Below are 15122 nucleotides of genomic sequence, written 5' to 3' on the forward strand. Positions count from 1 at the left end.
GCTTCAGCCCCCGGTGCCCCGGCCGTCGACGCCGTCCCGCCACGTCAGCGCTGGTCGATCACGTGATCCAGCAGGCCGTACTCCCGCGCCGCTTCGGCGGTGAAGATCCGGTCGCGGTCCGTGTCGGCGCGCAGGGTGGCGGTGCTCTGGCCGGTGTGCCGGGAGAGCGCGGCCTCCATGTCGGCGCGGATGCGCACCACCTCGTCGGCCTGCAGGATCAGGTCCGGGATCGCGCCGCGGCCCTGGGCCACGGGCTGGTGCAGGACGACCCGGGCGTGGGGGAGCGCCGCCCGCTTGCCGTCGGCCCCGGCCGCCAGGAGGACGGCGCCGACGGCGACGGCCTGCCCGACGCAGGTGGTCGACACGGGGGAGCGGATGTAGCGCATCGTGTCGTAGATGGCCATCCCTGCGCTCGGGTCGCCGCCCTCGCAGTTGATGTAGAGCTGGATGTCGCCGTCCGGGTTGCTCGACTCCAGGTGGATGAGCTGCGCGATGAGGGCGTTGGCGACCCCGGAGTCGATCGCGGTGCCGAGGTAGATGATGCGCTCCGACAGGAGCTGGGAGTAGACGTCCATGATCCGCTCGCCCCGCGGGTGCGCGGCGATGACGTTCGGGATGGTGTAGGTGCTCATCGGGCGTCCTCCTCGGTCACGGTGCTGAAGCCGGTCCGCCGGCGCTCGCGCGGCCGGATGCTGTCGAAGCTGGTGACGATCGTGTCGACGAACCCGAAGTCGAGCGCCTCCTGGGCCGTGTACCAGTGGTCGTGCAGGGAGTCCTCGAAGACACGGTCGACCGGCTGGCCGGTGTCCTCGGAGACCAGCCGCAGGATGGTGTCGCGGGTGTGCCGCAGGTCGTCGGCCTGCAGCTCGACGTCCACGGCCGTGCCCGCGATGCCCGCCGAGCCCTGGTGCATGAGCACCCGGGAGTTCGGCAGGGCCCGGCGCTTGCCCTTCGTGCCCGCGGACAGGAGGAACTGGCCCGCGCTGTAGGCGATGCCGAGCACCAGGGTCGAGACGTCGTTCGGGATGGTGCGCATGAGGTCGCGGATCGCCAGCATCGACGGCACCGAGCCGCCGGGGGAGTGGATCCACAGGTCGATGTCGTCGGACGGGTCCTCGGTGGCCAGCGCGATGAGCTGTGTCATCAGCAGCGTGCCGTTGTCGTCGTCCAGGGGTCCGTCGAGGACCAGGACGCGCCGTTCGTACAGCTCGCGTCGGGAGTGGGTGCCGAACTGGGGCGGCTTCGGTGTGTCGGTCATGACCTCACCGTGCACTCCTGGGAGGGGTGCCGGCGGGAACATCTGCCCAGAGCAGGACTGCTCAGAGCAGCGGGCGCGCCGTTCTGCCGTCGCCGAGGGTGCGGACTACTAGCTATAGGTATAGACCTAATGGGTATAGGCTGGAGAGATGAACCGGCCTGCCCTCACCCCCGCCACGGTGGTCGCCGAGGCGGCGGTCCTCGCCGACGAGCACGGCCTGGAGGCCGTCACGCTGTCCGCCGTCGCGCGGCGGCTCGGCGTGCGGACGCCCAGCCTCTACTCGCACGTCCGCGACCACGCCGCGCTCCTGGACGGGATCAGCACGCTCGCGCTGGAGGAGCTCGCGGGCCGGATCGCCGAGGCCGTCGCCGGCCGGGCAGGGCACCCCGCGCTCGACGGGCTCGCGCAGGCGCACCGGTCGTTCGCCCGGGAACGGCCCGGCCGCTGGCAGTCGCTCCAGCGCCGGGTAGGGCCCGCGGTCGCGGCGTCCGACGCCGCCCGGACGGTCGCCGCGCTCATGGACGCCGTCCTGCGGTGGTACGACATCCCGCCGGGCGACCGCGTGACGGTCACACGGCTGGTGGGCAGCACCATCAACGGCTACCTCACGCTGGAGCACGTGGGCAGCTTCGACCACAGAGAACCCGCCCCGGAGGTGTCGTGGCACCGCGCCGTCGACGCGCTCGACACCCTCCTGCGCACCTGGCCGACCGGTCAGGAGACGTGACGCCGGCGAGCCGGCACAGGAAAGGACCCCCATGTTCACCACACCCCTGACCGCAGCGTTCCTGCACGGCACCACGGAGGTCGAGACCACGGCCCGGGGCCTGCGCCCCCACCGTCTCCCGCTGTGGGTCCGCGACCAGTTCCCGGACCCGCAGCTGCTGATGGTGGAGGGCCAGCCGTCGGGCGTGCGCGTGGTGGTGGCCACCTCCGCCCGCACGGTGTCGCTCGTGACCCACCCGCTGCGCGTCGCCTACCGGGGCGCGGACCGGCCACGGGGCGCCGTCGACCTCGTGGTCGACGGGGAGCCCGTCGCCAGTGCCGTGCTCGCCGACGGCGACGTGATCGAGGCGGATCTCGCGACCGGTGCCTCGGAGTTCCGGCCCGGCTCGTCGCACACCACGACGTTCGACGGCCTGCCCGGCGGCGACAAGGTCGTGGAGCTGTGGCTGCCGCACAACGAGTCGGTGGAGCTCGTCGAGCTGCGCACCGACGCGCCGGTCACCCCGGTGGAGCCCTCCCGGCGCCTCTGGCTGCACCACGGCAGCTCCATCAGCCACGGTTCGAACGCGACCGCACCCACCCGGATCTGGCCCGCCGTCGCGGCCCGGCTCGGTGGCGTCGACCTGCACAACCTCGGCCTCGGCGGCAGCGCGCTGGTGGACCCGTTCCTCGCCCGCGTGATCCGTGACACCGAGGCCGACCTGATCAGCCTCAAGCTGGGCATCAACGTCGTCAACCTCGACGGGATGCGGCTGCGCACCTTCGTCCCGGCGGTGCACGGCTTCCTCGACACGATCCGCGACGGCCACCCGGACACGCCGATCGTGCTGGCGTCGGCGATCTTCTGCGCCATCCACGAGGACACCCCGGGGCCGGGCGCGGTCGACCCCGCCACCCTCGGCACCGACCAGGTCCGGTTCGTCGCGACCGGCCGCAGCGAGGAGCAGCGGCAGGGCAAGCTCACGCTCCGGGTGATCCGCGACGCCCTGGCCGAGGTGGTCGAGCGTCGTGCCGACCCGAACCTGCACTACCTGGACGGCACCACGCTCTACGGCCCCGACGACGCCGTCGAGCACCCGTTGCCCGACGCCCTGCACCCGGACACCGCCACCCACGGGCTGATCGGCGAACGGTTCGCGCGGTACGCCTTCGGCGCGGACGGGCCGTTCGCCGGGGCCTGAGGCAGAACCGGTCCGGAGCGGCCTCCGGACCGGTTCACAAGGTCAGACCCGCTCGAGCCGGATCATCGACCAGGACACGGGCGGCAGCTCGGCGTGCGCGTGGTCGTCGGCCACCTTGGCGGACGCGTTGGGCCGCGGCAGCACGGAGGTGGCGTCGTCGGCCGTCGCCGACCAGGTGTGGTCGGGGTTGGACAGCGTCAGGGCCTCCGCCACGCGCAGGCCGGGGAACCCCCGCAGGTCCACCTCGAGCGCGACGTCCTGGGTGAGCGACCGGTTCACCGCGAGCAGCACGACGCCGCCCGTGGCCGGGTCGTGGGTGGCGACGGCGTCGAGCACGGGCACCGGGCCGAACTTGGCCGTCTCCTGCACGGGGGCGTCCACGGCCAGGCGCAGCACGTCGCCGGCGGCGTGGCGGGCCGTCAGCGCGAAGGGGTGGAACGTCGTCTGCCGCCAGGACCGGCCGCCCGGCTCGGTCATGATCGGTGCGATGACGTTCACGAGCTGCGCCAGGGACGCCGCGTGCACGCGGTCGGTGTGCCGCAGCAGCGAGATGAGGAGGTTGCCGACGACCACGGCGTCGGCCACGTTGTAGCGGTCCTCCAGCAGCACGGGCGCCACCGGCCAGTCGTCGCCCGACGGGGGACGCGACTCCGCGCGCTTCTGGTACCAGACGTTCCACTCGTCGAACGAGATGTTGATGCGCTTGGTGTGCTTGCCGGCCGCCCGCACGGCGTCCGCGGTCGCGGCCACCGAGTCGACGAAGTGGTCCATGTCGACGGCGGAGGCCAGGAAGGAGGCGAGGTCGCCGTCCTCCTCCCAGTAGTAGGCGTGCGCCGAGACGTGGTCGACGTGCTCGTAGGACTCGGTCAGCACGGTGTGCTCCCAGGCGCCGAACGTGTCGATCTGCGACCCCGACGAGCCGCACACCACGAGCTCGAGGTCCGGGTCGATCATCCGCATCGCCCGTGCCGTCTCGGCCGCGAGACGACCGTACTCGTGGGCGGTCTTGTGACCGATCTGCCAGGGCCCGTCCATCTCGTTGCCCAGGCACCACATCGTGATCCGGTACGGGTCCTCGGCGCCGTTGGCCCGGCGCAGGTCGCTCCACGTGGTGCCGCCGGGCACGTTGCAGTATTCCAGCAGGTCGAGGGCCTCCTGGACGCCGCGGGTGCCGAGGTTGACGGCCATCATGGGCTCGACGCCCGTCCGGGCGCACCACCGCATGAACTCGTCGACGCCCACGAGGTTGGGCTCGGTCGAGTGCCAGGCCAGGTCGAGCCGGCTGGGACGCTGCTCGACGGGGCCGATCCCGTCCTCCCAGCGGTAGCCCGAGACGAAGTTGCCACCGGGGTAGCGCACCGTCGAGACACCGAGCTCGCGGGTGAGCTCGGCGACGTCGCCCCGGAACCCGTCGGCGTCGGCGGTCGGGTGGCCGGGCTCGTGCAGACCCGTGTACACGCTGCGGCCCAGGTGCTCGACGAACGAGCCGAACGTGCGGGGGCGCACCGGTCCGACGACGAACGCCGGGTCGATGGTGACGGATGCGGACAGCATGGGTGATGTACTCCTCGGTGGTTGGTGCGTGAGGCGTGCGCCGCGCGGGCGGGGCCGCCGTGGCCGGCCGCCCCGCCCGCGCGATCAGCCGGACTACTGCCCGAGCTGGTTCTGCAGGTCGGCCTGCGTCTGGTCCAGGGCGTCCTGGACCGGCGTGCCGTTCTCGTAGATCTCGTTGAGCGTGACCGTGCGGAACGTGTCGTCGACCGTGGGCCAGTTCGGGTCGCTGAACGACTCGAAGTGCCCGATGCCGTCCTTGACCTCGTTGAGCACGTCGAACAGGTTGGTCTGGAAGTACTTGTTGAACTTGTTGTCCGGGTTCTTGGTGACCTCCTCGTCCTCCCAGACGGACATGTTCACCGGGTCGAAGCCCAGCACCTCCCAGACGGCGACGTTCGCCTCGGGGGACAGCTTGGCGAACGCCAGCCACTGCGCCGCGAGGTCCCTGTTCGGCGAGACGGCCGGGACGGCCGCCCCGGTGCCGCCACCACCGATGGTCTGCACGACGGCGTCGTCGGTGACCGGCGCCGGGGCGATGGCCACCTTGCCGGCGAGGTCGGGCATGTAGTCGACGAACCGGGACGTGTACCAGGCCGGGTAGACGATCGCGGCGTAGTCGCCGTCGTTGATGGCGCCGTACGCCTCCTCGGAGTCGGGGCTCCCGCCGGGGATGGTGGAGATCGCGCCGGCGTCCTGCATGTCCTTCATCATCGAGAGGGTCTCGACCACCTCAGGGCTGTTCACCTGCACGTTGCCCGCGTCGTCGATGTACTGCCCGCCGAGCTGCGCCGTGATGAGCGGCTCGAGGAACATGACGCTGGTGCTGGCGACGCCGAAGGCCTTGCCGGTCTCCTCGTGGTACTTGACCCCGGCCTCCTTGAAGTCGTCCCAGGTCTTGATGGTCGTGTAGTCGATGCCGGCGCCCTCGAGCGCCTCGGTGTTGTAGAAGGTGGTGAACGCGCCCACGTGGGTCGGGAACCCGTAGATCGTGCCGTCCTTGCTGTACAGGTCGAGGCGCGCCTGGACCACGTCGTCCTTGTACGGCGCCGCGTACTCGGTCAGGTCGAGCAGCGGCGGGTTCTCGCCCTTGACGAAGTTGGCGAACTTGTTCACCTCGATGTCGACCACGTCCGGCAGGCCTTCACCGGAGTTCACGGCGAGCTGCAGCTTGTTGTGCATGTCGTCGTAGGGGTAGACCGTGACCTCGAGCTGGATCTCCTGGTCCGGGTTGGCCTCGTTCCACCGCTCGGCCATCTCCTCGTAGTACGTCGCGTGCACGTCCGCGAACGTCCACATGTTGAGGGTGGTGGAGCCGTCGGCGTTCTTCGTGGGTGCCTCCGGCTGACCACCACCGCAGGCGGTCAGCGCCGTCACCGCGAGCGCGGCGACCACCGTGGACACCGTCGTCCGTAGCCTTGTCATGAGTTTCTCCGTTATCTCTCGTGAGGGAAGGTGAAGCCTGGGGAGGGGTCAGCCCTTGACCGCTCCCGCGGTGATTCCTTCGATGAAGAACCGCTGGAACGCGAGGAAAAGAATGAGGACGGGGATCAGTGAGAAGAACGCCCCGATGATGAGCAGCTCGTAGTTGTTGCCGTACGGCGTCAGCAGCGTGTTGAGGCCGATCGGGAGCGTGAACTTCTCGGGGCTGCGCAGCACCAGCAGCGGCCAGAGGAAGTTGTTCCAGCACATCATCCCGTTGAGGATCGCCATGGCAGCCATCGCCGGCTTGGTGATCGGCAGCACCAGCCGGAAGAAGATGCCGAACTCGCTCACGCCGTCCATCCGCCCGGCCTCGATGATCTCCTTGGGTATGCCCAGGAAGTACTGGCGGAAGAAGAAGATCGTCACGGCCGAGGCGAGGAACGGGAGCGCGATCACCGTGTAGGTGTCGGCCAGGCCCATGTCGTTCACCTGCACGTACAGGGGGAGCATGAGCATCTCGAACGGCACGGTCATGACCAGGAGCACCATGATGAACCACAGCGTCTTGGTCCGGAACTCGTACATCGCGAAGCCGTAGGCGACGAACGAGCTCACCAGGAGCGTGCCGGCGACCTGCGCGACCGTCAGCAGCAGCGTGTTGACGAACCAGCGGAAGTACGGGCCCGAGTCGGTGAACAGCAGCACGTAGTTGTCCAGGCTCAGCCCGCCGAGGTCGACGTCGAACGTCATGCCCCGCCGGATCACCTCGTTGCCGTCCTGGAAGGTGCCCACGAAGATCGCCAGCAACGGGACCAGGGAGATCAGGGCGATCACGACGAGGAAGGCGCTCTGCACCCACGCCGCGGTGGACGGCCCGCGGCGGCGCGGGGCGGCGGTCGGGACGGTCGTCGCCCGGGTGTGCTCTCGGAGAGCGGCCATCACGCGGCCTCCTTCTTGAAGGTGCCGCTGGCGACGAGGTAGCAGATGTTGATCGTCATGACGATGACGAGCAGCACCACGCCGACCGCGGACGCGAAGCCGAGGTCGTTCTCCTCGATGCCCTTGCGGTAGAGGTAACCGACGACCGTGAGGCCCTGGTTGTTGGGGGAGTTGTTGCCGGCGTAGAGCATGAAGCTCTCCAGGAACATCGCCAGGCCGCCGTAGACGCTGATGGTCACGACGTAGACGATGGTGGGCCGGATGTTCGGGACCGTGATGTGGATGAACTGACGGAACTTGCTCGCCCCGTCGATCGACGCCGCCTCGTAGTACTCGGTGGGGATCGCCTGCATCCCGGCCAGGAAGTACATCATGTTGACGCCGGTCCACCGCCACAGGGCGATGGCCAGCAGCGCCACGAGGCCGGTGAGGTCGCTGCGCAGCCACCGGACGGGGCCGAAGCCGAAGAACTCGGCCACCTGGTTCATCATCGCCGAGTCGGACTCCGCGAAGATGAGGCGGAAGACGATGCCCGCCACGACCACGGAGGTCAGTGCCGGCACGAACATCGACGCCTTGAAGAACGCCTTGATGCGGGTGCTGCCGATGCTCGAGTTGACCAGCGCCGCCAGCGCCAGCGGGATCGGGATGAGCAGCACGAGCGTGAGCACCATGTAGCGCATGCTGTTGAACAGGGCCTGCCAGAAGATGCGGTCCTGCCAGAGCCGCTCGTAGTTGGCGCTGCCGATGAAGGTCGCCTGCCCGTAGAGCACCTCCTGGGTGCTCATCACGAACGAGCGCCCGAGCGGCACCACCCAGAAGACCGCGAGGGTCACCAGGAACGGCAGGATGAACAGGTAGGGCGCGAGCCTCTTCGAGTAGAGGAGCTGTTTCACGGCGGTCTGGTCCTCCTTGATCAGAGCCATGGGGCGATGCCGGCACGACGGGACGGGGGCGCCGATCGCGGGGTGTCATGATGGTCGGCGTGGTGAAGATGAGCGACGTGGCCCTCGAGGCCGGGGTCTCGAAGATGACGGTCTCGAACGTCATCAACGGGCGGCCGGGGGCCAGCGAGGACACCCGGGCCCGCGTGCTCGAGGCGGTGGCCCGGCTCGGTTACCGGGTGAACGCCACCGCGCGGCAGCTCCGGGCCGGCCGCGGCGGCGCGATCGGCCTGCTGGTGCCGCACCTGGACGGGCCCTACTACGCGCACCTCGCCGCCCGCCTGGACACGCTGGCCCAGGCGCAGGGGTACCACGTCATCATCGAGCGCACCGGCGCCAGCCGGGAGGGCGAACTGGCCGCCATCTCCACCGACCGGGTACGGCCCTACGTCGGCCTGGTGTTCAGCCCCGTGCAGATCGACAGTGCCGACGTGCGGGCCGCGGGCATCGAGGTGCCCGTGGTGCTGCTCGGGGAGCGGCGCCTGTCCGGCGAGTTCGACCACGTGATGATGGACAACGTGGGCGGTGCGGAGCTCGCCACGTCCTACCTGCTCGACCGGGGCGCCCGGCGCGTCGCGCTGCTCGGTGGCCGGCCCGACCAGGGCGTCGACAGCATGGCGACGCTGCGCAGCCGCGGCTACCGCAGCGCCCACGCCCGGGCGGGCGTACCGGTGGACGAACGGCTCGTGGTCGACGCCGCCTCGTACACGACGAAGGACGGGTACGAGGCCGTCATGCGGCTGCACCGCGAGGGCGTGCCCTTCGACGGCGCCTTCGCCCTGACGGACGCGGCCGCGATGGGCGCGCTGCGGGCGCTCGCGGACCTCGGCCTGCGGGTGCCGGACGACGTGCAGGTGGTCGGCTTCGACAACGACGCCGAGGGCGAGTACCTCGTGCCGCGCCTGACCACCATGGACCCGGACAACGACTCGATGGCCGAGCGGATCATGGAGCTGCTGCTGCGGCGTGTCGAGGCCGGTGCGGCGGCACCCGGCGAGGTGGTGGAGTCGGTGATGTCGGCCCGGATCGTCGTGCGTGAGTCGACGCTCGGCCACGTACCCGGTCACTAGTCGATCGGTCACGGCGGTCTCTCTCTCGGTGCCTCATCGCACCCGTTGATGTTTATCGATAAAGTAGGGCCTCGCGCGATGGGTGTCAACGGGCCGGGGGTGCCTGCCCGGGTGAGGTCTGCCGACCCTGGTTCCAACGTCGTACTCGACCAGATCACCCTATTGACACAGGTGATCGGGCCGCGCCAGCATGACTCCGATTCGGGCCGTTACGACGTTGTAACGCTGGCCGGGCACTCCGCCGGTCGTCGCCGCGAGCCCGCCCTGTCGACGCGAAGGGAGCCACCCTCCGCGGGCAGGTGTCAGATGGGAGTGAGTCAATGACGATCACCACTCAGGGTCCACGCGGACGGCGGCGCTCGTCGCTGCGCCGGTGGACCGCACTGGCCGCCGCGGGGGCGCTGGCGCTCGCCGGCGCACTCGTCGGCACGGCTGCGGCCACCGCCCCGGCGTCCGCGGCCGAGACGCCCTGGCTCACGGTCCAGGAGGTGCCCGGCCAGGGGGTCTTCGCGCGGTGGACGGTGCCGAACGCCGCCGTCGAGGTGGCCACCGGCCGCCGGGTGTCCCAGGTCGTGGCCCGCGGCAGCTTCGGGCCGTCGGACAACTGGGCCCAGGTGAACCTGGCCCGCAGCGGGTCGAGCTGGACCGACGTGATCGGCCCGCTCGAACCGGGGCTGTACCACTACCAGCTCACCGCCGACGACACGCTGCACTTCGCCGACACCACCAACCCGAACACCAACGAGGTCCAGCCCACGTGGCGCTGGTTCTACGTGCCCGGGCCGGACGGCTTCTTCCTCAACGACGTGCCCGCCGGCACCGGGGGGTCGCTGCAGGACATGACCTTCGAGTCCACCGCCCAGGGGCAGACCCGCACGGCGGTGGTCTACACCCCGCCGGGCTACGACGCGGACCGCGCCGAGCCCTACCCGGTGTTCTACCTCCAGCACGGTGGCGGCCAGAGCTACCGCGACTGGACGGAGCTCGGCCGCGCACGGCAGATCTTCGACAACCTCGTGCGGGACGGCGACATGGTCCCGGCCGTCGTGGTGATGGGTAACGGCAACGGCGTGAACTTCACCGACGAGCTGCTCCAGCGGATCGTCCCGGCGTCCCGGGAGCACTTCAACGTCTCCGACGAGCCGGCGAGGATGGCGCTCGCCGGGCTGTCGATGGGCGGCAGCCAGTCGATGACGGTGCTCAAGACCAACCCCGGGGTGTTCGGCTACGTGGGCACGTTCGGCTTCGGCTTCGGCAGCACGAACGGCGTGGACGCCGAGGCGATCAACGAGGGCACCACCCTCCTGCGGCTCTACACCGGCAACAAGACGGACCTCGCCTACAACTCGGTCGTGAGCTCGATCCCGGCACTGGAGGCCGCGGGCATCGACCACGAGTTCGACGGCATCGACCCCGACCACGGTCACAACTGGAACCACTGGCAGGAGTCGCTGCACGACTTCTCCCAGCGCATCTTCCGCGACCCGCAGGACATCGACGACCACGGCATGAGCCCCGGTCACCTGCCGGCGACGGGCACCTTCACGCCTCCGCCCGCCGGCACGACGCCGACGCCGTACCTGACCGACGACGGCTTCGTGACGTTCGAGGCGCCCGCCGAGTACGACACGGCGCAGACGGTGACGGTGTGGGGCAACTTCGGCCCGTCGAAGCGCTGGGTCCGGATGGAGATGTCCCGTTCCGCCGGCCGGTGGCGGGCCACGGTCGGTCAGCTCGAGCCCGGCTTCTACTACTACCGCCTGCACGTGGACCGCGTGCAGAGGAAGGACACCGGCAACCCGACGAGCGTGACCACCGAACCCACGTGGAGCACGTTCTACGTGCCCGGTGACTCCGCACGCCTCCTGGCGGACGCCCCCGCCGGCACGGGCGGTGACCTGCGGGTGATGGAGTACCCGAGCACCGCCGCGGGCAACCCGACGCGCAGCGCCTGGGTCTGGACGCCGCCGGGGTACGACGCCGACCGCGAGGTGCCCTATCCCGTGCTGTACCTGCAGCACGGCAGCGGGCAGTCCTGGACGGACTGGGTCGAGATGGGCCGGGCCCGGCAGATCCTGGACAACCTGTACCTCGACGGGGCGACCGTCCCGATGGTGGTCGTCATGGCCAACGGCAACGGCGTGAACTTCACCGACGAGCTGCTGCAGCGGATCGTCCCGACCTCCCGGGAGCAACTCAACGTGTCCAGCGCCCGGGACGAGATGGCGCACGCCGGGCTGTCCATGGGTGGCGGGCAGACCGTGACCGCGCTCAAGGCGCGTCCCGGCACCTTCGGGTACGTGGGCGTCTTCGCCGCGGGCTTCGGCGGTGCGGTCGACGCCGCGACCGTGCAGGCCATCAACGACGGCACGACCCTGCTGCGGTTCTACTCGGGCAACATCACCGACACCACCTACACCAGCGTGGTGAACGGGATCGCCACGATGGACGCGATCGGGGTGGACTACGAGTTCAACGGCTACACCGCGCACGGGCACAACTGGGACGCGTGGCAGCTCAACCTGATCGACTTCGCCCCGCGGCTGTTCCAGCACGTCGGTGCCGTGTCGGTGACCCCGGCCGCACCGACGGTGGCCCGGGGCTGGACCGAGCAGTTCACGGCGGAGGTGGCCACGACCCACGGTGCCTCGTCCGCTGTGACCTGGTCCGTGGAGGGCGCCTCCTCGCCGGGCACCACGATCTCGGCCGACGGCCTGCTCTCGGTCGGGCCGGACGAGACGGCGTCGTCGCTGCGGGTCGTCGCGACGTCGGTCTTCGACCCGAACCGGTCGGCGGCCGCCGAGGTCACGCCCGTGCCGACGGGTACGAAGGCGGTCACGGTGAAGGCCGAGGCGACGCCGGCGTCCGTGGTGGCGGGCGGTACGTTCCGGCTGGAGGTGACCGTGGCGCCCGCGCACCGGACCCACGGCGCGCCGCGGCCGACCGGTGAGGTGGCGGTCACCTTCGGCGGCACGGTCCAGGTGGTGCCGCTGGTGCGGGGCCAGGCGCTGGTCGGCCTGGACACGACCGGCCTGCCGCGGGGGAGGTACCGCGTGCACGTGGCCTACTCGGGTGACCCGACGTACGCGCCGCACGCGGCCGCCTACCAGGAGCTGAGGGTGCGGTAGCCCGGCTTCTGAGAGGCCGGCGTCGCCCTGGTGGGGTCGGCGAGCGCGAGCTCGTCGGCCCCACCCGCGGTCCCGTCTCCGGGGCGGGTCACAGGAGGATGACGGTGCGTTCCCCGGGCGCGTCCTGGTGGGCCCACGCCGCCTCGACCTGGTCGAGCGGGAACGGGTGCGGGCGCACGGCCATGGCACCGGCGGCGATCGCGGCGACGAGCTCCGTGAACTCCCGCAGCATCACCTCCGTGTCCACCGCGCCGAACCCGCTGCCGAGGATGCGGAACGCGTTGGAGCGCAGGGCATGCCCGGACAGGGTGATCGCATCGCCGCCCGTGCCGCCGATCTGTACCCAGTCGAGCACGCGGGTGTGCTGGGTCCGCGCTCCCAGGACGGCGCGCATGGCGAGCTCCGTGGGCGGCCCCCAGACGTAGTCCAGGACCACGTCGACCTCGGCGGCGGCCCGGGCGAGAGCGGCCGCCGTGGCGTCCTGGTCGGGAGTGAGCTGCACGATCTGGTCCGCGCCCTGGGTGGTGAGCTCGTCCAGGCGCGAGCGGTTGCGCCCGGCGGCGACCACGTGGCCCGCGCCGAGGTGCCGGGCGACCTTGACGGCCATGGATCCGGCGTTGCCGGTCGCTCCGTGCACCAGGACCGACTGCCCGGTCTGGAACGGGACGCGGGTGCGCAGCGCGCCCCACGAGGACAGGGCCGGGTTCATGGTCGCGACCAGGACCGCGGGATCAGCTCCGTCCGGCACCGGGATGACGGCAGCCGGGTCGACGGCGATGTGCTCGGCCAGGGTGCCGGCGCCCATGAGCATCACGTAGCCGAGGCTGCCGTCCGCTCGGCGGACGACCGCGTCGGCCCCCGCGAGGGCGGGCAGCGACGTGGGGCTCGTGTAGTGCTTGCCGGCCGCGATGCCGCGGGTTGCGGGGTGCACGCCGACGGCGAGGACGTCCACCACCTCCTGCCCGGGGGCGGGCGCGGGGGCGGGGACGGAGCGGAGGTGCGGCGGCTCGTCGAACGATTCCACGAGCGCGGCGTTGATCATGGACATGCGCATCTTCCTTGGCTGGACGCAGGGCACCGTTAAGAAACGGTGCCGTTTCTTATTGAGCCAGCGTAGGACTGCCCGCTAAGATACGCAAGCGAATCTAATCGCCCGGCGGAGCGGCAGGAGAGGAGAGGTGGGTTCGTGGTGAGCAAGGGGCCTACGGAGGACACACCCACGCGGCGCAGGGGTGCCGCACTGGAGAACGCGATCACCGAGGCCGCCTGGGACGTGCTCGTCGAACAGGGCTACAACGGCTTCACGTACGAGGCTGTGGCGGCGCGCGCCGGCACGAGCAAGCCGGTGCTCTACCGGCGGTGGCCCCAGCGGGAGGACCTCCTGGTCGCCACGCTCGCACGGTACTGGCACCCGATCGACCTCCCGGACACCGGCGGCCTCCGCCAGGACGCCCTCGTCTTCCTCCGGACGGTCAACGCCGAGCGGGCCCGCATGCTGATCCTCATGCGCGTCTGGCTGGCGGACTACTTCCGCGAGACCGGTACCACCTTCGGCGACCTGCGCGGCCGCCTGGGCCTCGCGGACCGGACGCGCCCCTTCGCGACGCTCGTCGACCGCGCCGTCGAACGTGGCGAGCTGGCGGACGTACCGCGATCCGAACGCGTGGTGAACCTGCCCTTCGACCTGGTGCGGCACGACATGCTGATGACCATGGGCGCGGTGCCGGACGAGGCGATCGTCGAGATCGTGGACACGGTGTGGCTTCCCCTGCTCGGTCCGGCGCACCACGGCGCGGGGCGCTGAGCCCGGCGGGGACTCAGTCCGACGTCTCGGGGAACCCCGTGGACTCGCGCCGCACGATGCGGAACGGCGGCTTGATCAGGCGGGGCGGCCGCCGGTCGCCCGGTCCCGCGCCATGCTCGGCGATCCGTTCCACGAGCAGGTCCACGGCGATCCGCGCGATCTCGGCGCGCCCCGCGTCGACCGTCGTCAGGGACGGGACGGAGAACCGGCTCTCGTCGATGTTGTCCACGCCGATCACCGCGACGTCGTCGGGCACCCGCACGCCCGCGGCGGCCAGCTCGCGCAGCGCGCCGAGCGCCAGGCCGTCGTTGAGGCAGAAGAGCCCGTCGAACGGCACCCTGGCGGCCAGCAGCTCGCGCACCGCCTCGGCGCCGTTCCACTGGAACCACGGCGCGGCGACCCGGATCAGGTCGGGGTCCACGGTGAGCCCGGCACTCTCCAGGGCCTCCCGGTAGCCGGCCACGCGGAGGTCGGAGGCGCGCTCGCGGACCTGGCCGTCCGGGTGCGCGCCGATCACCGCGATGCGCCGGCGCCCCACCTCGAGCAGGTGCTCGACGGCGGCGCGCGCGGCGCTCGTGTTGTGCATCGTGACGTGGTCCGTGGGCCCGCCGAAGATCCGTTCGCCGAGCAGCACGCTGGGGAAGTCGGTGGTGAGCAGGTCCTTGTCCTCGGTGCCGAGCCGTTCGGGGGCGTAGAGCAGCCCGTCGGTCAGGTACGGGCGCCGCCGGGTCACGACGTCGATCTCGCGCTGCCGGTCGCCGCCGGTCTGCTCCACCAGGACGCCCAGGCCGCGCTGCTCCGCGGCCCGGATCACCTCGTCGGCGAGCTCGGCGAAGTAGCTCTGGCGCAGCTCCGGGACGGACAGCTCGATCACGCCGGTGCGGCCGGAGCGCAGCCCGCGGGCGGACAGGTTGGGGCGGTAGCCGAGCTCCTCGATGGCCCACTGCACGCGGCGCCGGGTCTCGGCGCGGACCCTGGGGAAGTCGTGCACCACGTTGGACACCGTCTTGGTCGAGACGCCGGCCAGCCGGGCGACGTCCTGCAACGTCACGCTCACGGACCGCCCCCTTGCTCCCTACCGGCCACGACACCAGGT

General features: G+C 70.9%; 13 protein-coding genes. 5 read left to right on the forward strand and 8 right to left on the reverse strand.

What is annotated here, in order from left to right:
- Positions 1–44 precede the first annotated feature (44 nt).
- Positions 45–632: a ClpP family protease gene (locus ACIG47_RS25910; RefSeq protein WP_397410242.1), complete on the reverse strand. Its 588-nt coding sequence runs from the start codon at positions 630–632 to the stop codon at positions 45–47.
- On the reverse strand, positions 629–1258 hold the full coding sequence (locus ACIG47_RS25915) for a ClpP family protease (protein WP_397410240.1): 630 nt from the start codon (positions 1256–1258) through the stop codon (positions 629–631). The genes ACIG47_RS25910 and ACIG47_RS25915 overlap by 4 nt, the downstream gene beginning before the upstream one ends.
- A 148-nt stretch (positions 1259–1406) precedes the next feature.
- Between ACIG47_RS25915 and ACIG47_RS25920 the strand changes: the two genes are divergently transcribed.
- The gene (locus tag ACIG47_RS25920) at positions 1407–1985 is read left to right on the forward strand and encodes a TetR/AcrR family transcriptional regulator (protein ID WP_397433948.1); all 579 of its coding nucleotides are present in this window, start codon (positions 1407–1409) and stop codon (positions 1983–1985) included.
- Positions 1986–2016: 31 nt separating this feature from the next.
- Positions 2017–3165 carry a GDSL-type esterase/lipase family protein gene (locus tag ACIG47_RS25925; protein ID WP_397433949.1) on the forward strand — a complete coding sequence of 383 codons (1149 nt, stop codon included), beginning with the start codon at positions 2017–2019 and terminating at the stop codon, positions 3163–3165.
- A 42-nt stretch (positions 3166–3207) separates the two neighbouring features.
- Here ACIG47_RS25925 and ACIG47_RS25930 read toward each other — a convergent pair whose 3' ends face one another.
- The 4 genes from ACIG47_RS25930 to ACIG47_RS25945 all read right to left on the reverse strand — a co-directional run bounded on the left by ACIG47_RS25930 (position 3208) and on the right by ACIG47_RS25945 (position 8006).
- Positions 3208–4719 carry an alpha-N-arabinofuranosidase gene (locus tag ACIG47_RS25930; RefSeq protein ID WP_397410234.1) on the reverse strand — a complete coding sequence of 504 codons (1512 nt, stop codon included), beginning with the start codon at positions 4717–4719 and terminating at the stop codon, positions 3208–3210.
- Between the two features lie 93 nt (positions 4720–4812).
- Positions 4813–6141 (reverse strand): ABC transporter substrate-binding protein, encoded by a 1329-nt coding sequence (locus tag ACIG47_RS25935; protein WP_397433950.1) that lies wholly within the window; start codon positions 6139–6141, stop codon positions 4813–4815.
- Positions 6142–6189: 48 nt separating this feature from the next.
- The gene (locus tag ACIG47_RS25940) at positions 6190–7080 is read right to left on the reverse strand and encodes a carbohydrate ABC transporter permease (RefSeq protein ID WP_397410230.1); all 891 of its coding nucleotides are present in this window, start codon (positions 7078–7080) and stop codon (positions 6190–6192) included.
- On the reverse strand, positions 7080–8006 hold the full coding sequence (locus ACIG47_RS25945; protein WP_397410228.1) for a carbohydrate ABC transporter permease: 927 nt from the start codon (positions 8004–8006) through the stop codon (positions 7080–7082). The genes ACIG47_RS25940 and ACIG47_RS25945 overlap by 1 nt, the downstream gene beginning before the upstream one ends.
- A 68-nt stretch (positions 8007–8074) precedes the next feature.
- On the opposite strand from ACIG47_RS25945, the gene ACIG47_RS25950 reads away from it, so the two are divergent.
- Both ACIG47_RS25950 and ACIG47_RS25955 read left to right on the forward strand, forming a co-directional pair.
- Positions 8075–9094, forward strand: a complete 1020-nt coding sequence (locus ACIG47_RS25950) for a LacI family DNA-binding transcriptional regulator (RefSeq protein ID WP_397433987.1) — start codon at positions 8075–8077, stop codon at positions 9092–9094.
- A gap of 320 nt (positions 9095–9414) precedes the next feature.
- On the forward strand, positions 9415–12222 hold the full coding sequence (locus tag ACIG47_RS25955; protein ID WP_397433951.1) for an alpha/beta hydrolase-fold protein: 2808 nt from the start codon (positions 9415–9417) through the stop codon (positions 12220–12222).
- An 88-nt stretch (positions 12223–12310) separates the two neighbouring features.
- On the opposite strand, the gene ACIG47_RS25960 is transcribed toward ACIG47_RS25955, so the two are convergent.
- Positions 12311–13270 (reverse strand): zinc-binding alcohol dehydrogenase family protein, encoded by a 960-nt coding sequence (locus ACIG47_RS25960; protein ID WP_397433952.1) that lies wholly within the window; start codon positions 13268–13270, stop codon positions 12311–12313.
- A 141-nt stretch (positions 13271–13411) separates the two neighbouring features.
- On the opposite strand from ACIG47_RS25960, the gene ACIG47_RS25965 reads away from it, so the two are divergent.
- Positions 13412–14026 (forward strand): TetR/AcrR family transcriptional regulator, encoded by a 615-nt coding sequence (locus ACIG47_RS25965; RefSeq protein ID WP_397433953.1) that lies wholly within the window; start codon positions 13412–13414, stop codon positions 14024–14026.
- A gap of 13 nt (positions 14027–14039) precedes the next feature.
- Here the strand turns inward: ACIG47_RS25965 and ACIG47_RS25970 are convergent, their stop codons facing one another.
- Positions 14040–15083, reverse strand: a complete 1044-nt coding sequence (locus ACIG47_RS25970) for a LacI family DNA-binding transcriptional regulator (protein WP_397433954.1) — start codon at positions 15081–15083, stop codon at positions 14040–14042.
- Between the last annotated feature and the right edge of the window lie 39 nt (positions 15084–15122).

The sequence above is a fragment of the Promicromonospora sp. NPDC052451 genome (genome assembly GCF_044547525.1).
GTDB lineage: Bacteria > Actinomycetota > Actinomycetes > Actinomycetales > Cellulomonadaceae > Promicromonospora.